Here is a 17,652-nt window from a genome sequence, read left to right as displayed (position 1 = left end):
ATGACCTCCAAACATGCCGTCGCCCCCACGTTGCAGGCCGACGCACTGGAAAAAGGCTTCATGTCCGGCGATGTACAGGTGCCGGTGCTGCGCGGCCTGTCGCTGGACATCTATCCGGGCGAGTTGACCCTGGTCTCGGGCCCTTCGGGGTGCGGCAAGAGCACGCTGCTGTCGCTGCTGTCGGGCCTGTCCGCGCCGGATGGCGGTCGCGTGCACGCGCTGGGCCAGGACGTGGGGCACATGACCCGCGGGGAGGTGGAGCGCTTCCGCCTGCACCATGTCGGCTTCGTGTTCCAGGGCTTCAACCTGTTCCCGGCACTGACTGCGCTGGAGCAGGTGCAGCTGCCGCTGGGCTACCGCGGAATGCGCAATCGCGAAAGCGAGCCGCTGGCGCGCAAGGCGCTGGAAGAAGTGGGCCTCAGCCACCGCAGCCACATGCGCCCGGCGCAGTTGTCCGGCGGTGAGAAGCAGCGTGTGGCCGTCGCCCGTGCCTTCGCCAAGTCGCCGACGCTGATCTTCGCCGACGAACCCACCAGCGCGCTGGACGCCGAGAACGGCCAGCGCGTGATCGACATCCTGCACCGCTACGCACGTGCGCATGGCGCCACCGTGCTGTGCGTGAGCCACGATCCGCGCCTGATCCGGCATGCCGATCGGGTGATCGCCATGGAAGACGGCATGGTCCGTGATGACCGCCGCCAGAACGAAACCGTAGAGTCCGCCCCATGACCAAGACGTCGCACCTGCTTCCCCTCAGCCTGGTACTGTCCGCGGCACTGCTGCTTTGCGCCTGTTCCAGGGACGCGCCCGCCCAGGCACCTGCAGGTAAAGCCAGCACTGCCACCGCCGGCAAGGTTGCGGTGGCGCGCGGCATCATCGATGTCGAGGGTGGCCTGATCGCGCTGGCGCCGCCGGTGGATGGTTCGATCACCGCCGCGCTGGTGAAGGAGGGCGCCACGGTGAAGAAGGGGCAGCTTCTGCTGTCGCTGGACGGTGCGCTGCTGCAGCAGGAAGTGGCGATGGCCACCGCTGATCTCGCACTGGCCAATGACCGCCTGAAGGGCAGCCAGGCGCAGCTGCGCGAACTGGAGCGCAATGCCACCCGCCTGTCCACGGGTGCGAGCGAAGGCGTGTCGTCCAACCAGCAGGCCGATGCGGCCAAGCAGCAGCTGGCTGGCGTACGCGCCGATGTCGACGTGGCCGGTGCGCAGGTCGACATGGCCCAGCACAAGCTGGAACACGCCAGGCTGAAACTGCAGCAGATGTCGCTGAGCGCGCCGGAAGCCGGCACCGTGGTCGGCCAGGTACCGGGCCTCGGCGCCTTCGTGCAGGCCGGCAAGCCGGCGATATCACTGCTGCCGGCGCGCCCGCTGCAGGTACGTGCCGAACTCAGCGCGGCCTACGCCGATGCCGTGCAGGTGGGCATGAGGGCCACCGTGGTGCCAGACAGCGATGGTGCCGAGAACGCCAGCACGCTGCCGCCCGCACGCGTGGTACGCATCAGCCCGGTGTTCGCGCAGGCTCGCCTGCCTGAAGACGCGGGGCGTGGCGTGGCCAAGGTGGTGGAGTGCGTGCTGGAGTTCGATGGCGAGGCCAAGGCGCGCTTCGGCCAGCATGTGCGGGTGGAGTTCCGGAAGTAGGCCTAGTGCTGCAACGGGGGCGCATCCGCGCGCCCTCGACGCCTGAACGCCCGCCACGCGCTCACCGCCGACACCATGCACAGCGCCAGCAGCAGGCCCACGTCCAACAGCAGCAGCCACAGCAGATGCATGCCTTGTACCGGCGGCTGATGCATCGCCGACAGCATCCACGGCACCGACCACAGCAGCAGAAGGGCGAAGGCGATCAGCAGGCGCAGCCACAGGCGTTTCAGTCTCCACGGCCGCACGATCAAGGCGGCTACCACCAGTTCGACCGTGCCCAGCAACGCGAAGACGATGACGGTGCTGGTCGGGTAGGGCAGTTCGGCGCCTTCCAGGTGGTGCAGCAGCCAGTAGTCCGGAGTGAAGCCGGCATTGACCAGTGCGGCGATCAGCGCCAGCCAGGTCAGCGCGACCAGCAGCCAGAACAGGCGGATGTAACGTCTAGGCATCGGTGGTGTCCGTGGTGTAGCGGGAGGTTGCCCGCGACGAATAGCGCAGGCTTGCGGCGATTGCGGCCAGTGCCAGCAGGCCAGGTCCAACGGTGAAGTACACCAGGCGCAGCGGATGGTCGTGCATCAGCGTCCAGCTGGCGAACGCCAGCGGCGCCGCCAGCACCAGCAGCTTGGCGAACAATGGCCGCAACACTGCGATCAGCAGTTGGGCGCCAATGAACATCCAGAACAGATGGAACTGGGCGATGCCCAGGCCGATGTCGCGATGGGCGGTGAAGCCGAAATGGTCGCGATACCAGTTCATTCCCAGCGGAATCAGTGCCCAGTACAGCAGCGCCACCAGCAGATGCAGCAGCAGGGCGATCAACAAGGGTTTGCCGCGAAGGAACATGGGCGCATGGGGCTGGGCGGGGCAGCGTACCCCAGTGCGGACGCCCGTGACCGCATGATGTGAAGACTGTTGACGGCGTGAAGGAATTTGGACACAATAGCGCTCCTTCGACGCAGGTCGAACGGAATCTGCGGGAATAGCTCAGTTGGTAGAGCGCAACCTTGCCAAGGTTGAGGTCGCGAGTTCGAGTCTCGTTTCCCGCTCCAGATTCTACAGGGCCCCGGTAGGGGCCTTGTTTTTCTCCCGCCATGGCAAGGCGGGGCACGTTGAGCCGCAAGGCTTTGCGCGCAGTCAGAAAGGTGAAATCGCTGGTGTGTTTTCCGGATTTCCGGTAGCATGTCGGCTTACGCGGGAATAGCTCAGTTGGTAGAGCGCAACCTTGCCAAGGTTGAGGTCGCGAGTTCGAGTCTCGTTTCCCGCTCCATGTTCCGACAGGCCCCATCATGGGGTTTTGTCTTGTCAGGGTTCCGTTCCTGGCGCGCAGTACGTTGGCCTCATGGCAGAGTGGCTATGCACCGGATTGCAAATCCGTTTACAGCGGTTCGATTCCGCTTGAGGCCTCCAATTGAAAAGCCCTGACTCCGGTCAGGGCTTTTTTGTTGGCTACGATTGCTTTCCCGCTTGCGCGATCGTTGCGCGGCCTGGCGGCCAGTCATGGCGGATCCGGTGGCGCTACACTGGTCTGATGAACCAGATTGATCACTTCCGCGGCGCCTTGCTCGGCCTCGCGTGCGGCGATGCCGTCGGTACCACGCTGGAGTTCAAGCCTCGTGGCAGCTTCACCCCGATCACCGACATGGTGGGTGGTGGGCCGTTCCAGCTGCAGCCGGGGCAATGGACCGACGATACCTCCATGGCGATGTGCCTGGCCGAGAGCCTGGTGCGTTGTGACACCTTCGATGTGCACGATCAGATGAACCGCTACGCCAACTGGTACCGGCATGGGTACTGGAGTGCGACCGGCGAGTGCTTCGATATCGGTATGGCAACGCGGGCTGCGATCGACCGGTTCCTGCAGGATGGCCATCCGCTGGCGGGTAGTGACGACCCACGCAGCGCTGGCAATGGCTCGATCATGCGTTTGGCGCCGGTGGCATTGCGCTACGCCGGGACCCCCGACCTGCAGGCAATGGCCGAGCTGAGTTCGCGAACGACGCACGCTGCGCAGGAGTGCCTGGAGGCGTGCCGCTTGCTGGCGGTCGCGCTGGAGCGGGCGTTGGCAGGTGGCACCCGTGACGCGGTGCTGGATCTCAGCAATGTCCCCGTCGAGAGCGCGCGGCTGCAGCAGATCGCGGCGGGCGGCTACCGCGGTGCCGCGCGTGAGCAGATCCGTGGCAATGGCTATGTTGTCGACAGTGTCGAAGCTGCACTCTGGTGCTTTGATCGCCACGACACCTTTGAAGCCGTCGTACTCGAGGCGGCCAATCTTGGCGAGGACGCCGACACCACGGCCGCCATCGCGGGGCAGCTGGCGGGCGCATTCCATGGTGCGCGCGGAATCCCCGGGCGGTGGTTGCAGCGGCTGGCCCTGCGTGCCGAAATCCAGGCGCTGGCCGATGCGCTGCACGCCTTGAACCAGGGCAGCGACCGCGCTGCGTGAGTCGGGTTCCCTGCCTGTGAACTGCGCCGGCAGGACGCTCCCTGCCGGCGCCATTTCCGACGCCGCGAGGGAACCCGTGCGGCAGCTCGCATGCCGCGGCCGCCAGTCTCAGCCGGCCACGACATGGAAAGGCGCTATGGTCGGGTTCCACGTCTCAGGGAGCCGCAATGTCGAGCAAGGACATCACGCGTCGCTTCAGCCACGGAGCGAAACGGAAATGAGCAAAGTCATGGCAGATGTGCGTTGGCTGACCTTTCGGTTGAAGAACGGGCAATCCATCGGGCCGGAGCGGCTGAAGGACGGATGGGTGATTGCCTCGGAAACCGCCCGCTGCGAGGTCCGCCGCGAGCATATCGAGGGATCGGGCCTGGTGTATGCGCTGTATGCGCCGGCCAGCCTGGCCTCACCGCGGCGCGCGGAAATGCGCATGCGCGAATTCCTGATGAGCTCGGGCTACACCTTCACGATGGGCACGCTGGGCGGCTGACTGGGCCCGTCATGGTTGCGCTCGCACGGTCAGCGCCTGGCCCTGCATGCCGATCGGGCGGCGTGCATCGTGCAGCACCATGCTGGTCAGGCCGAGGCCTTGGCGGCTGAACAAGACACGCCACCCGAGCAGCCCCTTCCGGCACGGTGGTGATGCGTTGCGGCACGCGATGGACTCAGCGTTGCACGGCCTTCAAGGCGTCGACCACCTGTGCCCCAGAAAAACCACAGTGTCCTTCGCCCACCGGCGGCAACACGCGTGGCAGCGGGCGTGCGCCAGCCCGTACGGCCAATTGCGGATACACCGTCTGCATGTGCGGCACGATGGTCGGGTCGTTGTGGTTGAACTGGATCACCAGCGGTCGCTTCAGTGCGCCGGTGATTGCCAGCGAGTTGCGGACATGCGCCTGCGCCGCGGGAACAGCGCTGACACGCTGCACGCCGGCATTGAACGCGGTGTCATCGCCAAAGCCGCTGTAGACCACGCCGATGTTGCCCATCGGCATGCCGCCGCTCCGTGCAGCCAGTTCATGCAGGACCAGCGCGTGCAGGCTGATCGTGCCGGCCAGTGCATCAGCGGAGACCTGCAGCCGCCGTGCCAGCACTGCGGCGTGCGCCGGATCACGTTGCAGTGCATTGGCGATGCCCTGGTACAACTCGCCCTGCGGCAGCGCCGCCGCTTCGCGCGATAGCAGGCCGGTGGGCGGCAGCCCATCAGCCTGGGGGAACAAGTAATCGAACGCGACCAGCGTGGTCAGCAGATCGGTCGCGATCTGTTCGCCGCTGAGATTGGCGCCGCACAGCGATACACCGCCGGTGTAGTGCTGCGGGAAGCGTTCGAGGCTTCCGATGGTCACGGCACCGCCCATCGAGAATCCCAGCATCCAGGTGTGGCGGACATGCTTGAGTTCACCCACTGCCTGCTGGCGCAGGCGTTCCATGTCGGTGATCGCATCGGCCACCGCCCAGCCCTGGCTGGCATAGGCGCTCTGCGCGACGGCGTAACCTGCTGCCAGCAGTGGTGCGGTGCTGTCATTGGCCGCCATGGGGGCGGTGCGCGGCACGCCGACCGGTTCATAGCCATGGGCCAGCATTACCAGGTCGCCGTTCCAGTCGGCAGGCACATCCAGCCGCCACGGTGCGCCCTGCCGCTCGCCGCTGAGCGTACGCGCTGCTGGCGGCGGTGCAGCCAGCGATGTCATCCAGGGCAGCAGGCAGAGGGCAAGTGCGCATCGAAGCAAGGGTCGCATCGGGGTCATTCCATGCGGGAATGGCGCCGAGCATAGATCCCTGCACCACCTTGCGCGCGCTGCACTGCCGCAGGGCATTGCCGGTCGGCGGTGCCGCGCTCTACGCTGGCGCCATGGCCCTGCACAGCATCGCGTCGATTATCCGCATTCCCCACGGGAAGGCGGGGTAGCGCGCGGTCATCACGGCCAAGCAACCTGCCCGGGAAGGCGGGTTGCATGCAGCGCTCTCCCGGGTAATGAATCCACCAAGGAGAATGCAGATGCACGACCTTTCATCGAACGACGCTGCGCCGACGCTGCACCTGGTGTGCGGCAAGATCGGTGCCGGCAAATCCACCCTGTCGCAGCAGCTGGCGTTGAAGCCGCGCCACGTATTGATCAGCGAAGACACGTGGCTGGCGGCGCTGTATCCGGGCGAAATCCATTCCATTGCCGACTATCTGCAGCGTGCAGCCACGTTGCGCAATGTGCTGGCCGATCATCTGCGCACATTGCTGCAGGCCGGTGTTTCGGTGGTGCTCGATTTTCCATTCAATACGCCAGCCAGCCGCGCGTGGGCACGTGAAGTGTTCTCGCCGGTTGGCGCTGCACATCAACTGCATTTCCTCGACATTGCCGATGAGGTCTGCAAGGCGCGGCTGCGCGCGCGCAATGCTCTCGGCGAACATCCGTTCCAGGCCAGCGACGAGGAGTTCGAACGTATCACCCGCCACTTCGTTGCACCGGCCGCGGAAGAGCGCTTCGTGGTGATGCGCTATACCGAGGCAGGCCCGGCGTAGCGCAGCACCAGGCGGCCGTCGTCATGCTGGCGCAGCTGCATGAATTCGAGACGGATCACTCAGCCAGTGCCGCCCCCTCAACCGCCGAATCCGATACGATCTGTCGCATTGAGTTCGTCTCGCTTGATCCGGAGTCCCGTCATGGTCGACCGTCTCGCCATTCTGCTGGAACGTTTTTCGGTCACCGCCTCGGTGTTCCATGCCGGCGCGCTGTGCGGCATCAACACGCTGGACGGCGAGGATGAAGCCGGGCAGTTGCACCTGGTGCGACGTGGCCCGCTGCAGGTCAGCCACGGCCAGCAGACCGTGCAGGTCGAGGTGCCGAGCCTGCTGCTGTACCCGCGGCCGATGCCGCATCGGTTCAGCACCGATCCGCAGCACGGCGCCGACATGGCCTGCGCCAACCTGCATTTCGAGGGTGGACGGCTCAACCCGATCAGCGCCGCATTGCCCGATTTCATCTGCCTGCCGCTGGCCGATCTGTACGGCGGCAACGCAGCGCTGGAACTGCTGTTCGAGGAAGCCTTCGAGCAGCGCTGCGGGCGTGCGGCGATGGTCAACCGGCTGTTCGAGGTGGTGATGATCCAGGTGCTGCGGCAGCTGATGGAAGGGGGCGAAATGCGTGGTGGCCTGTTTGCCGGGCTGGGGCATCCGCGGCTGCGGCTGGCGCTGGTGGCGATGCATGAAGCGCCCGCACAGTCCTGGACCCTGGAAGACCTGGCCGAGGTCGCCGGCATGTCACGCAGCGTGTTTGCTGCCAGTTTCCGTGAGGCGATGGGCACCACGCCCGGTCAATACCTGCAGGGCTGGCGGGTGGGCCTGGCGCAGCAGGCACTGCGCCAGGGCAGACCGCTCAAGCGGATTGCCGACGATGTGGGGTACGGCAGCGAAGCCGCGCTGTCGCGCGCATTCAAGGCGCACACCGGGCAGTCGCCGCGCGAGTGGCGCGGGCAGGCCCGCGCCGGCGCGGCCTGAGTCTCAGCCCAGCGCCAGCCGGGCCAGTTTCATGCCACCGAACAGGCCGACCAGGCCCAGTGCCACCGAACCGCCGGCGTACAACGCTGCCAGGCCGTGCTGGCCGCGCTGCAGCAGCACGCCGATTTCCAGCGCATAGGTGGAGAACGTGGTGTAGCCGCCGAGAACGCCGGTGGCCAGCAGCAGGCGCAGCTGCGGCGAGGCGCCATTGCGCAGGGCGAAGGCTTCGACCAGCACGCCCATCAGCAGCGCGCCGCTGATGTTGATCAGGAAGGTCGACCATGGCCACGGGCTGCCGACTGCCACCCGCGTACCGATCAGGTTGCAGGCATGGCGAAGGCAGGCGCCGAGCCCGCCGCCGATGAAGACCAGCAAGTAGTTGTTCAATGCGTGCATCACGTGCCTCGGGTACGGGTTCGCTGATTCGATGGCGAACGCCGAGGGCAGGCACGGCCTGCCGTCGACGAACGCCGGTTCGTCCTGGCAGGAGCCATCAGCCCTTTCAGGCGGTTATCGGGGGAGCCCCATCCCCATCGGCGACCATGCTACCAGCGGTAGTGCATTCACGTCATCGAGGTCGTCAGCACCCGGATGACCTTGCTGCGGCTGAAGCCGTCCATCAGCAGTTCGAAGGCCAGCAGGTCCAGGGCCGCGTGGCGGCGGTGGTCGATCTCCAGGCCCTTCTCTTCCACCAGGTGGCTGACCAGTTCGTAGGCGTCCTGCCAGACATCCAGGTGGGCCTGGCTGGGGATATAGGTATTGCCCCGCTCACCGACGCCAAGCCCGCTCACGCCATACAGCAGTTCACGCGCGTCCAGCTTGGCCGCATCGGCGATGCGGAACAGTTGTTCGGCCTTCACATGGGCGGGGCTGACGTGGTCGTTGAGCCAGTTGCTGATGGTTGCCGTCGTCGAATCGGCGGCGCGGGCCAGATCGGCCGGGCGAGGGTGCCCGGCTTTCTTCATGGCAATGGCGAGTCGTTGGCCGAGAGTATTCATCTATGCAAGCCAGCTTAACGCGTGGATCGCAAAGATCCCTTGTTCCAAGAATAAGTCTGGTTAACAGAAGGACCGACCGTGACCGAATTCTGGAGCAAGGGGCAGGTGCGCTCCCGGCTGGGTTTCCGCACCGATGCCGAACTGGCGCGCTTCTTTGGCATAAGCCGATCTGCAGTGTCGCAATGGCCCAAGGATTTCCCTATTCCTGCGTTACGCCAATACATCCTGCATCAGCGCTACCCCAACCTGTTCCCGGCAACTGAAGCCACGCAGGGCGAATAAGCCTCAACTGCGCCGCCTTTTGTCGCATATAGCACTCTAAGTGCCATTTGCTAAGTATGCTTAGCAACATAGGAAATTTCGATGGAACGGGGTCGGGCTATCGATGAGGCCTACCAGGGCAGAGGCTGGAGGAATCGGGTAGGTTGTCGGCTCCGGCCCATCCGGGAAGCCTGTCATCCCGTATGTGGTTTCGTGAACGATTAATAATTTCGATCACGAAAGTCGCTGCATGTAATTGACCTGTCGTGAAATCTATGACTAATTGGCATCAACCGGGCGTGAAGCCCGGGAGTCTTTCAGTAGCTCGCAAGTGAGTCGGTAGACCGTCAACGATGCAGAACAAGTCCAACGGAGGTCGTATGGAATACGGCATGCATGGCTTGGCTGAACGGGTACGCCGCGAACTGGAAGCCAGTTATCACAAACACGGATGCGGTCCGGCGTTCTGGGATACCTACCAGCAGGTGCTGGACCGCCTGGTCCCGCAGGGGACCGAGCGTACCGAAGTCACCAATGAAATGGCGCTGATCATCGAACAGCTCGGCATCGTCCGACGTGCGCAGCTGGTGCCGCCGCACGCCAACGGGCCGCGTTGACCCGTTGATTCAAAGCAGGCGCCAGGCGCCACAGGCCAACAGCGCCAGCAGCATCGACAGCAGTGCCAGGGTCCGCGGTCGCCACCATTGCCGCGGTTGCCCGGCCATGGCCTGCGGACTGCAGTAGCGCACCAGCCCCGGGCCGAAACCGGCCTGGTTCTGCTGCCGCGAGCAGGCGTCCAGGCAGGCGCCGCAGGCCAGGCAATCGGCCTGCGGTCCCTGGCGGATGTCCAGCTGCATCGGGCAGGCGCTGACACACGCGGCGCAGTCGGTGCAGTCGCCCAGGCGATCGGCGCTGAAGGTGGGCATCGGTCCGGCCAGCAGCGGATGTGCGGCGCGGAACACGTAGTCCTGTGCGGTGGTCGGGTCGAGCAGGCCGCGTCCGCGTCCGAGCACGCCCCCCATGCCCGGAGGGCGCATGCCGCGCGGTTCGCCGCGGCGCGCGTCGTACAGCATGCGTGGTGTATGTGGATCGATCAGCAGTGGTTGCATGCGCGCGAACGGGCACAGCGAACGGCACACCTGCTCGCGCAGGAAGCCGGCATTGCCCCAGGTGGCGGCGGCATAGAACAGCACCCAGAATGTTTCCCAGCCGCTCCAGCCGGCATGCGGAGCGGCGGCCAGCAGTCCGGCGATCGGGCTGAACAGGCCGACGAAGGTGATGCCAGTCCACAGCGACAGCAACCCCCAGGCGACCTGGGTGGCCGGGCGCACGGCTGGCACTGGCAAGACCTTGGCCATGCCGTGCGCGATCCAGTCGAAGGCACGACGCCACAGCGTCTGCGGGCAGGCATGACCGCACCAGATGCGGCCGGCGAGGTGGGTGAGCAGCGCAAGGCCCACCGCCAGAACCGCCAGCAACCCGATCAGCACGCCGACATCGCCGGGCCACAACGTCCAGCCGAACAGGTCGAAGCGCCGTGCGTTGATGTCCAGCAGCAGGGCCTGGTGTCCATTCCAGCGCAGCCATGGCAGGGCATAGAACAGAATCAGCAAGAGCGCGCTGAGCGCGCCGCGCCAACGCCAGGGGCGTGGGGTTCCGGTTCCGGTACAGGGCGTACTCATCCCAGCGGCAGCTCGTCGTCGTCATCGCTCGGCAGGGGCCGCTGCAGGTACCAGGTGACTGCGCTGGAAAGTGCGGTCACCGACCAGAACATGAAGAATCCTGTCGTATAGCCCAGTTCACGGCTGATCGCCTTGCCCGGGAAGCTGATCGCCTGCAACCGCAGCGGGTCGACGAAGGCGAAGAACACCACGCTGGCCAGGCCGGCAGCGATGAAGCTGGGCCAGAGGATGGCGCCCCAGTGCTGGATCAGCTGCTGGCGGCGGCTGGGAGAGGGTCTGTTCATGCTGTCCCGGATCGGAATGAGGGCGGCGCGTATACTCCGCCGAGGCCGGCGCAGCATCCGCAGGGCATGCTTCCTGCAATCGTGGCAGCCTAGGTGCAGCGGACTGCGCCGACATTGATCTGGATCAACGGCGGTGCCGGCCGGCTGCGGCACACTGCCGGCACGCTTTGGGTACCCCGATGAACGCAATACCGCCACCTGTCCTGCCCGTCGCCTCGCCCGGGCTGTGCACCGAGCAGGAAGTGACCCGCCTGGTCCACGACTTCTATGCGCGCGTGCGCGAGGAAGAGCGGTTGGGGCCGGTGTTCCAGGCGCATGTCCACGACTGGCCGGAACATCTGGCGCAGCTGGTCGATTTCTGGTCGGCGATGCTGCGCGGCACGCGCCGCTTCAAGGGCTCGCCGATGTCCAAGCACATGGCCATCGAGCTGGACAAGGACTTGTTCGATCGCTGGCTGGTGCTGTTCCGGATCACCACCGCCGAGTGCGGCAACCCGCCGATGCAGGAGCTGGCCAACGATGTCGCCGCGCGCATCGGTGACACCTTCTGGAAGCGCTACCAGATGCTGCGCTGGCCGCAGGTGGGCCTGCCGGTGCTGGGAATCCCCACCCGCGATTGATCTGGGTCAAGGCGGTCATGGCCGTCCGGCGCGATGCTGGCGGCATGGACACGTTCTCTCCCGCCGCCGGTGGCCTGGCCTGGACCTTCGACCCCGACCTGCTGCGCCGGCATGACCGGCCGGGGCCGCGCTACACCTCGTATCCGACCGCGCCGCACTTCCACGATGGCTTCGACGCGCCGGCGCTGCGCCAGGCGATCGCCGACAGCAACCAGCTGGCGCGCGCGCTGTCGCTGTACGTGCATGTGCCGTTCTGCTCCAGCCCCTGCTTCTACTGCGGCTGCAACCGGGTGATCACCCGCGACCGCGGTCGGGGCCACAGCTACGTCGCGCGCGTGCTGGCCGAGGCCGACCTGCTGGCGCCGCAGTTCGAGGACGGCCGTGAGGTCATCCAGCTGCATCTGGGCGGTGGTACGCCGAACTTCCTCGAGGCCGAGGCGATGACCACGCTGGTGGAGGGGCTGCGCCGGCGCTTCGATTTCAGCGATTCGCCGCAGCGCGATTTCTCGATCGAACTCGATCCGCGCTTCATCGATACCCGCGATGTCGCCATGCTGGCGCGGCTGGGCTTCAACCGGGCCAGCCTGGGCGTGCAGGATTTCGATCCGCATGTGCAGGAATCGATCAACCGCATACAGGGCGTGCAGCAGACGCTGGACATCCTGCATGCCTGCCGCGACAGCGGCATGCGCTCTGTCAACGTCGACCTGATCTATGGGCTGCCTGGACAGAGCCTGCAGGGATTCGGCCGCACCCTGGAACGAGTGCTGGCATTGCGACCGGATCGCCTGGCGGTGTATGGCTACGCACACCTGCCACACCTGTTCCGTGCGCAGAAGCAGATCGACGAGCGCCGGTTGCCTTCACCGGAAGACAAGCTGGCGCTGCTGGGCCTGGCGGTGGAGAAGCTCTCTGCTGCGGGTTACCAGTACATCGGCATGGACCATTTCGCACTGCCGGAAGAGGACCTGTCGCGCGCGCAGCGTGCCGGCCAGCTGCATCGCAACTTCATGGGCTATACCACCCACGCCGATACCGACCTGCTCGGCCTGGGCGTGAGTGCGATCAGTCATATCGGTGCCACCTACAGCCAGAATCCGCGCGACCTGCCGTCGTGGGAGGACGCGGTGGACCAGGGCCAGCTGCCGGTCTGGCGCGGCGTGGCACTGAGCGCCGACGACCAGCTGCGCGCTGAACTCATCCAGCAGCTGATGTGCCAGGGCGAGGTGGACGGTGCCGTGCTGGGCCAGCGCCATGGCGTCGATTTCGAGCAGTACTTCGCCGAGGACCTGCGTTCGGTGCAGCGGTTGCAGGAAGACGGCCTGGCCGAATACCGCGACGGTGTAGTGCGCGCCAGCGAGCCGGGTCGGCCGCTGCTGCGGCTGCTGGCGATGTGTTTCGACCCCTACCTGCGCGCGGCGCATGAACAGCCGCGTTACTCGCGTGCAATCTAAGGTGTACTCGCGCAGCGCGGTTGGTGCCCGGAGCCGGAATCGTAATCCCTTGTGCCGCAAGGGATTTTGCAATTAGCGGGGAGATTCTGGGAGGCGGCGACGCGGGCAGATCACGCGACATTTGCGCTGCGGGCGGCCCTTTCCGGCGCAGCTGATCGCCGTTGGCTTGCATTCATAAACCGCAACCGCCTAGCATCCTCGTACAGTAGGGGGGCTTATGACGGAAGATTTCGACCCAGTCGATGGAGCGAGTCGCCTTTTTGAGGCGTTGGCGCAGCTTGTTGATGAATTCACTCAAAAGTGGTCTGAGACGAAATTCGTCAGTTACGGCACTTATGGCCCCGTGATAGATGCGGGGGACATTCGAGCTAACTTTGACATCATTCGTAAGCGCTACAAAGACTATGACTGGTCAACGGTTGATGCCGAGAGGGCCGCAGTGTATCTGCCGGACCTGAAGGAGAAGATCGACGAAGCGCGCACTAGGCTCTTGCCACATTTACAGAGTGATCCGCAAGTCATCGGTTCACTGCAGGGGCTGATGATGACGCTGGATGTGCAGCTCCAGAGCTTCCTGGATCCTAAAGTAGTAGGGCAGATCTGGGGTCTCCCTGGAGGCCTCAAGCGGGACGTTGATACTGCTAGAAGACGGTTGGAAAAGGCGAACTGGGGCTTGGAGGACATTGACCGCAAGCTTGAGAGGATCGCGTCCGCTTATGACGTCGCGGCAAATTTGGATGCAACGCGCGAGGATCTAGAGCAGGCATTGGATGACGCGAAGGCGGCCAAAGAGAATGCGCTGAAATGCGAAGGCGCTGCGGCCGAGGCCGTGGGGGGCGCCTCCGACAGCAAGGCGAGGATGGATGAGCTCATGCAAGAAGCAGAGCTTATGATGAAGAAGGTTGGCGCCGCCTACGCTGCTGCAACATCTGAGGGACTCGCAAAATCTTTCGACTCAAAGGCTCGATCTTTGGGGAAATCGGTTTACGTGTGGGGTGGTGTACTCGTTCTTGCTCTGATTTCGGCGATCGTCATCGGGTTCGTGCGATTCCCAACAATCTTGGATGCTGCAACGAAGGTGACCAACGGCGGCTGGCCCTTCCTCGTGGCGCAAGTTGCGCTGGCCACTCTGTCTTTAGCGGCTCCCGTTTGGCTGGCCTGGGTTGCCACCAAGCAAACCGGTCAACGATTTAGGCTGTCTGAGGACTACGCGTACAAGGCAGCACTGGCCGCAGCGTACGAGGGCTATCGTGCCGAGGCAGCGCGCTTGGACGATGTTCTCGAAGCTCAGTTGTTTTCTATCGCGATGAGTAGGCTCGATGAGATTCCGTTGAGGCTGGTGGAGGATCAAGTGTCGGGCAGCCCATTCCATGAGCTGCTGACATCCAAAGAGCTCCACTTGGCCGTCCGCAGTGTCCCGGGATTCCGTGAGCGACTGGTGGCAATATTTAGGCGGCAGAAGACGGAGTCTGAACTTGGGAAGGCTGTCATCGCCGAAGCACTAGCCGAGAATGCTACCGGCGGGTGATCTTTCTCTCATCATCCGCCCACTGCAGTAGCTCCGATCTTTTCCACTTCTTCTCGTTTCCGATCTGAAGTGGGGCAGGGGAGCTGGTACGGCATGCAAGCCTTTCAAGGAAGCCACGCCGGTTGGGCTTCCCGTCCGGCGTCGTCAGGCCCAAGAGGACGGCACAGGAATCCGCGCTGAGCCAGCGTTCGCCCTCGATCATCGCGGCCAGGACCGTGATAGTCGGGTCGGGAGCAGTCGGTTCGATCACGGCGCCTCCTCAGCCGAATCCAAGATGGTCGGAGCCGCGGTAGGTTTGCGCAGGTGCGACGCGTACTCCAGCCACAGCAGTGCCCCGGCCATTTCTTGGATGGTCTGCTCGAAGGAGTCTCCAGGCGCCACCGAATGGGCGACGTCCGGCCATTCCTGCCCCATCATCTGTGCCGATGCGCGCGCTTGGTTAATCTTGGCTCCTTCGGCAGCGGCGAAGATCCCAAACGTGATTGCGCGTCGGATGTCCCTGACTGCTTTGGCGGAGATCTGGTAGTCGGGTTCGGCCTCGAGGTGGGCCAAATCGACCAGGTCATCGAAGATGCTCATGCTTCGGCTCCTGCGGCTCGATACAGCCCGGTCGCAATCTCGAGAAGGAAGTCCATCGTCACAACCTCGTCGTACCCGAACGACACGTCCTTGCCATCGGCATCTCGCATGCCTTGCCACAGCAGGGCTTGCACGTGATCGGTGAGAAGTCTGGATCCTGTGCTCCCACTCAGCCGGCGGAATCGACCTGATGTGTGTGATATTAGGGATTGCTAATATCGCTTGCAATAGGAATTGCTAATTCAGCTTGCCTGTTTTCTTAACGGATTCAGGAAGTCGCTTTGTCTCATGCTTCAGGCCTTGGCCAGCCTCCCCGCTCTTATCGCTCGCGGATGCGCTCATGAAACGTGCGTCACGCTTTGCTTATTGAGAAATGCCCCACTAGGATCGGAATCGCAGCGCTGTGGCGTTGCAGGGGGGATCCCACTTTCTCGCAAAGGAGCATGCATGAAGTTGGTCATATCTGGGACACTGCTATTGGCTTTAGTAGTAAGCGCGCCAACAAAAGCGCAGCAGATGCCCCCGCAGACAGGATTGGGTGACTGCGTAGATTTCATAATCTACGCTTCGCCTACATTGACAAATCAGGTGAACACGGCTCCCTACACCTTTGCGTACTCGAGCTCTTCATGGATAGATAAGGACAACAAGGTGGTTTACGTGATGAACTACACCTGTTCTTCGGAAAATCTTCATGGCCTCTATGGAGCCGTGGGCCAGGTCTCACATGAGATGGGGCATGCATTTTTTGATGCGCCGGCATCCTTGGCAGGACCCAAGGATGCATTCGTCAAGCGCATGTGCACGGATGAGGGGCGTGCTGTCCTGAACAATTGGAAAGCCCGATCAGAGATCTTGGATACATCAGAGGGGACGGCTGAAATTCCACTTATCGCTTCGAATGCCTCACAGCTACAGGCAATCATATTGGCCGGCGGCGAGAAGCTTGACGAAAGGGTTGGAAGCAGCTTCTGCGACAACAACACCAACTCATTGACAGGCGAAAACTATCGCACCTTCTACGGGAAATGGTACGACGAGAACGTGGGCCCACAGTCCCTTTATGGCACGGAGGTCTGAACTATGAAGACCAAAATTTTCGCCGCCATGTCGGCATTGGTGATACTCCATGTAGCGCCTTTGCACGTGCGAGGGGCAGGCACGGATCTACCCATTCCGAAAGCCTCAGAGCCAGCTTCTCGTGAAGACCAAAAAGCTCTGTGGAAGAGGGTGGAACAACTCTCATTTGCCGCCGTGGCTGGTGCGGACAGCGTCAAGCGTGCTGTAGCGCTGGAGCACGGCCGTCTGCCTGGCGGAGAAGTATCTGATCTGGCTATCGGTGATCGACTCACTGGCACAAATGTTGCGCTACAGCTCGATCCTGCGGGAAAGCTGGAAGAGCTTTCATTCGACCTTCGCGGAGGCTGCATCTCGACGCGAACTCTTCTGTCGCAGTATCCTAATCTGCTGGTTCTTCAGGTTCCGCATGACCCGCGGGCCAACTCGCTTGTCGGCACCACCATTGGAGGTGCACTGGCCACATTCAGAATGGCCCCAGGACCAGGACCTTGCGCGATTGGTGTGACCGTCCAGACTGTTGAGATGGCCAAGGCGCAGCTTCTGCTGCACTGAGGTAAAACGCGCCGTCGGCAGTTGCACGCCGGCGGCGCCCAACGCAGGCAATTCGTGCGTAACTGAAGCCAGACGCCTTACGCGATCTGGCGCGCGCTGTATTGCACAACCGCTTTGCCGGCGATGAAGAGGTCGGCGGGAGCCAAGTAGGGCGGGAACAGCGAGTTGGCGCTTACGATGTAGACGCCGTCCGCCCTGCGTTGTAGCCCCTTGATCTGCGTCTCGCCGCCGATGTTGATTACGTAGATGGCATCACCATCGAAGCAGTCCACGGCGGTATCAACCATCACCACATCGCCGTTATTGATGACCGGCGCCATAGAAGGGCCTCGGCCGGTGATCAGCCTAAGGCGCCCAGGCTGGGGCAAGAATCCAAGGCGCTGCCGGATATCCCACTCTGCGTATTCCATGCTCCGGATCACTTCCGGGAATTCCTCATTAAAGACCCCTGTTCCCATGCCTGCTGCCCCATCCATTAGCTCGAGGCGAAGGTAGCCTGGCGGTGTCTCACGGACGGAAAGCGGGTGCGAGTCGGGGACGTCGTCGATTGAACCCTCTCCAGTGGCGAGCCAGAGCGCGGAGACGCCCAGCAACCTTGCTGCCTTGACAAGGGCATCGCCTCGGATCGATCGCGACTTGCCACTTAGCCAACCGCTTACGCTGGGCGCTGAAACGCCCACTGCTTTGGCGAGTTCGAGCTGGGAGACGTTAGAGCGGGACAAGGCGGTTCGAAGCCGGTTGGAGAGATCCATCATTAGGGTCTGCGAATTGGATTAGGCAATGTTACGCACGATCTCGTTGCAAAGTACATTAGGAGTTGCTAATTTGGTCGCATGGCCGCCCTAATCTCCTGTACCAAAGATGCTGAACAGGCTTCTGCGCTTATCGATGCCCTCGGTGGCACCGGGCAGGTCGCTGCTCTGTGTTCAGTCCGCGCACCCTCCATCAGTCAGTGGCGGAAGCGGGGAATCCCACGTCCTTGGGCCTTGTTCTTCCTGGCGAAGTACCCGGAGAAGTTCGACCCCACGGGCAAGGTAA

At 63.6% G+C, this 17,652-nt stretch carries 23 protein-coding genes, 3 tRNA genes and 1 riboswitch; of the genes, 16 read left to right on the top strand and 10 right to left on the bottom strand.

The features are described from left to right. Together ACUVWL_RS09995 and ACUVWL_RS09990 are read left to right on the top strand one after the other, a co-directional pair. Positions 1-729, top strand: a complete 729-nt coding sequence (locus tag ACUVWL_RS09995) for an ABC transporter ATP-binding protein (protein WP_032959314.1) — start codon at positions 1-3, stop codon at positions 727-729. Then, positions 726-1,640 carry an HlyD family secretion protein gene (locus tag ACUVWL_RS09990; RefSeq protein WP_014646637.1) on the top strand — a complete coding sequence of 305 codons (915 nt, stop codon included), beginning with the start codon at positions 726-728 and terminating at the stop codon, positions 1,638-1,640. The genes ACUVWL_RS09995 and ACUVWL_RS09990 overlap by 4 nt, the downstream gene beginning before the upstream one ends. Before the next feature lie 2 nt (positions 1,641-1,642). Here ACUVWL_RS09990 and ACUVWL_RS09985 read toward each other — a convergent pair whose 3' ends face one another. After that, positions 1,643-2,092 carry a hypothetical protein gene (locus tag ACUVWL_RS09985; RefSeq protein WP_014646638.1) on the bottom strand — a complete coding sequence of 150 codons (450 nt, stop codon included), beginning with the start codon at positions 2,090-2,092 and terminating at the stop codon, positions 1,643-1,645. Then, on the bottom strand, positions 2,085-2,486 hold the full coding sequence (locus ACUVWL_RS09980; RefSeq protein ID WP_046429875.1) for a hypothetical protein: 402 nt from the start codon (positions 2,484-2,486) through the stop codon (positions 2,085-2,087). Before ACUVWL_RS09980 ends, ACUVWL_RS09985 begins: the two co-directional genes overlap by 8 nt. 130 nt (positions 2,487-2,616) lie before the next feature. Between ACUVWL_RS09980 and ACUVWL_RS09975 the strand changes: the two genes are divergently transcribed. From ACUVWL_RS09975 to ACUVWL_RS09955, 5 genes are all read left to right on the top strand, one after another. Further along, positions 2,617-2,692: transfer RNA gene (locus tag ACUVWL_RS09975), tRNA-Gly, on the top strand. A gap of 142 nt (positions 2,693-2,834) precedes the next feature. Further along, a tRNA-Gly gene (locus tag ACUVWL_RS09970) sits at positions 2,835-2,910 on the top strand. A 66-nt stretch (positions 2,911-2,976) separates the two neighbouring features. Next, a tRNA-Cys gene (locus ACUVWL_RS09965) sits at positions 2,977-3,050 on the top strand. Positions 3,051-3,171: 121 nt separating this feature from the next. Then, the gene (locus ACUVWL_RS09960) at positions 3,172-4,086 is read left to right on the top strand and encodes an ADP-ribosylglycohydrolase family protein (RefSeq protein WP_014646667.1); all 915 of its coding nucleotides are present in this window, start codon (positions 3,172-3,174) and stop codon (positions 4,084-4,086) included. 217 nt (positions 4,087-4,303) lie between these two features. Next, a complete protein-coding gene (locus ACUVWL_RS09955; RefSeq protein WP_032959304.1) occupies positions 4,304-4,573 on the top strand; it encodes a hypothetical protein in 270 nt (89 codons plus the stop codon). 175 nt (positions 4,574-4,748) lie between these two features. Here ACUVWL_RS09955 and ACUVWL_RS09950 read toward each other — a convergent pair whose 3' ends face one another. After that, complete coding sequence (locus tag ACUVWL_RS09950) at positions 4,749-5,822, bottom strand: alpha/beta hydrolase family protein (protein WP_445979136.1); 1,074 nt, start codon at positions 5,820-5,822, stop codon at positions 4,749-4,751. Between the two features lie 260 nt (positions 5,823-6,082). On the opposite strand from ACUVWL_RS09950, the gene ACUVWL_RS09945 reads away from it, so the two are divergent. Both ACUVWL_RS09945 and ACUVWL_RS09940 read left to right on the top strand, forming a co-directional pair. Further along, positions 6,083-6,601 (top strand): AAA family ATPase, encoded by a 519-nt coding sequence (locus ACUVWL_RS09945; protein WP_111205971.1) that lies wholly within the window; start codon positions 6,083-6,085, stop codon positions 6,599-6,601. Positions 6,602-6,742: 141 nt separating this feature from the next. Next, positions 6,743-7,576, top strand: a complete 834-nt coding sequence (locus ACUVWL_RS09940) for an AraC family transcriptional regulator (RefSeq protein ID WP_032959295.1) — start codon at positions 6,743-6,745, stop codon at positions 7,574-7,576. A gap of 3 nt (positions 7,577-7,579) precedes the next feature. Here the strand turns inward: ACUVWL_RS09940 and crcB are convergent, their stop codons facing one another. Together crcB and ACUVWL_RS09930 are read right to left on the bottom strand one after the other, a co-directional pair. After that, positions 7,580-7,972: a fluoride efflux transporter CrcB gene (crcB, locus tag ACUVWL_RS09935; protein WP_445979135.1), complete on the bottom strand. Its 393-nt coding sequence runs from the start codon at positions 7,970-7,972 to the stop codon at positions 7,580-7,582. Positions 7,973-8,053: 81 nt separating this feature from the next. Next, positions 8,054-8,117, bottom strand: a riboswitch (Fluoride riboswitch). A gap of 22 nt (positions 8,118-8,139) precedes the next feature. Continuing rightward, positions 8,140-8,541, bottom strand: a complete 402-nt coding sequence (locus ACUVWL_RS09930) for a helix-turn-helix domain-containing protein (protein ID WP_005415999.1) — start codon at positions 8,539-8,541, stop codon at positions 8,140-8,142. A gap of 111 nt (positions 8,542-8,652) precedes the next feature. Here ACUVWL_RS09930 and ACUVWL_RS09925 point away from each other — a divergent pair, with 111 nt between their 5' ends. Beyond that, positions 8,653-8,856, top strand: a complete 204-nt coding sequence (locus tag ACUVWL_RS09925; protein WP_126411907.1) for a hypothetical protein — start codon at positions 8,653-8,655, stop codon at positions 8,854-8,856. A 359-nt stretch (positions 8,857-9,215) separates the two neighbouring features. Next, positions 9,216-9,452, top strand: coding sequence for a hypothetical protein (locus ACUVWL_RS09920; protein ID WP_005416001.1), 237 nt, complete (start codon positions 9,216-9,218; stop codon positions 9,450-9,452). 9 nt (positions 9,453-9,461) lie between these two features. On the opposite strand, the gene ACUVWL_RS09915 is transcribed toward ACUVWL_RS09920, so the two are convergent. Continuing rightward, entirely contained in the window at positions 9,462-10,517 is a 1,056-nt protein-coding gene (locus ACUVWL_RS09915; protein WP_126411908.1) for a 4Fe-4S dicluster domain-containing protein, read from the bottom strand. Further along, the gene (locus ACUVWL_RS09910) at positions 10,514-10,801 is read right to left on the bottom strand and encodes a hypothetical protein (RefSeq protein ID WP_111205968.1); all 288 of its coding nucleotides are present in this window, start codon (positions 10,799-10,801) and stop codon (positions 10,514-10,516) included. The genes ACUVWL_RS09915 and ACUVWL_RS09910 overlap by 4 nt, the downstream gene beginning before the upstream one ends. Positions 10,802-10,980: 179 nt before the next feature. Here ACUVWL_RS09910 and ACUVWL_RS09905 point away from each other — a divergent pair, with 179 nt between their 5' ends. The 3 genes from ACUVWL_RS09905 to ACUVWL_RS09895 all read left to right on the top strand — a co-directional run bounded on the left by ACUVWL_RS09905 (position 10,981) and on the right by ACUVWL_RS09895 (position 14,403). Next, entirely contained in the window at positions 10,981-11,421 is a 441-nt protein-coding gene (locus ACUVWL_RS09905; RefSeq protein ID WP_041863293.1) for a group III truncated hemoglobin, read from the top strand. Between the two features lie 44 nt (positions 11,422-11,465). Beyond that, the gene (gene hemN / locus ACUVWL_RS09900) at positions 11,466-12,875 is read left to right on the top strand and encodes an oxygen-independent coproporphyrinogen III oxidase (RefSeq protein ID WP_041864131.1); all 1,410 of its coding nucleotides are present in this window, start codon (positions 11,466-11,468) and stop codon (positions 12,873-12,875) included. Between the two features lie 217 nt (positions 12,876-13,092). Beyond that, complete coding sequence (locus tag ACUVWL_RS09895; RefSeq protein WP_414611779.1) at positions 13,093-14,403, top strand: hypothetical protein; 1,311 nt, start codon at positions 13,093-13,095, stop codon at positions 14,401-14,403. A gap of 246 nt (positions 14,404-14,649) precedes the next feature. Here the strand turns inward: ACUVWL_RS09895 and ACUVWL_RS09890 are convergent, their stop codons facing one another. Together ACUVWL_RS09890 and ACUVWL_RS09885 are read right to left on the bottom strand one after the other, a co-directional pair. Further along, positions 14,650-14,982, bottom strand: a complete 333-nt coding sequence (locus ACUVWL_RS09890; protein WP_414611781.1) for a hypothetical protein — start codon at positions 14,980-14,982, stop codon at positions 14,650-14,652. Beyond that, positions 14,979-15,116, bottom strand: coding sequence for a hypothetical protein (locus ACUVWL_RS09885; protein WP_414611782.1), 138 nt, complete (start codon positions 15,114-15,116; stop codon positions 14,979-14,981). The genes ACUVWL_RS09890 and ACUVWL_RS09885 overlap by 4 nt, the downstream gene beginning before the upstream one ends. A 313-nt stretch (positions 15,117-15,429) precedes the next feature. Between ACUVWL_RS09885 and ACUVWL_RS09880 the strand changes: the two genes are divergently transcribed. Both ACUVWL_RS09880 and ACUVWL_RS09875 read left to right on the top strand, forming a co-directional pair. After that, entirely contained in the window at positions 15,430-16,062 is a 633-nt protein-coding gene (locus ACUVWL_RS09880) for a hypothetical protein (protein WP_414611783.1), read from the top strand. A 3-nt stretch (positions 16,063-16,065) separates the two neighbouring features. Continuing rightward, positions 16,066-16,614 carry a hypothetical protein gene (locus tag ACUVWL_RS09875; protein ID WP_414611784.1) on the top strand — a complete coding sequence of 183 codons (549 nt, stop codon included), beginning with the start codon at positions 16,066-16,068 and terminating at the stop codon, positions 16,612-16,614. A gap of 77 nt (positions 16,615-16,691) precedes the next feature. Here the strand turns inward: ACUVWL_RS09875 and ACUVWL_RS09870 are convergent, their stop codons facing one another. Continuing rightward, positions 16,692-17,366 (bottom strand): LexA family transcriptional regulator, encoded by a 675-nt coding sequence (locus tag ACUVWL_RS09870; protein WP_445979134.1) that lies wholly within the window; start codon positions 17,364-17,366, stop codon positions 16,692-16,694. Positions 17,367-17,652 lie beyond the last annotated feature (286 nt).

The sequence above is a fragment of the Stenotrophomonas muris genome (assembly GCF_052751275.1).
This window is presented reverse-complemented; position numbering and strand designations above follow the sequence as displayed.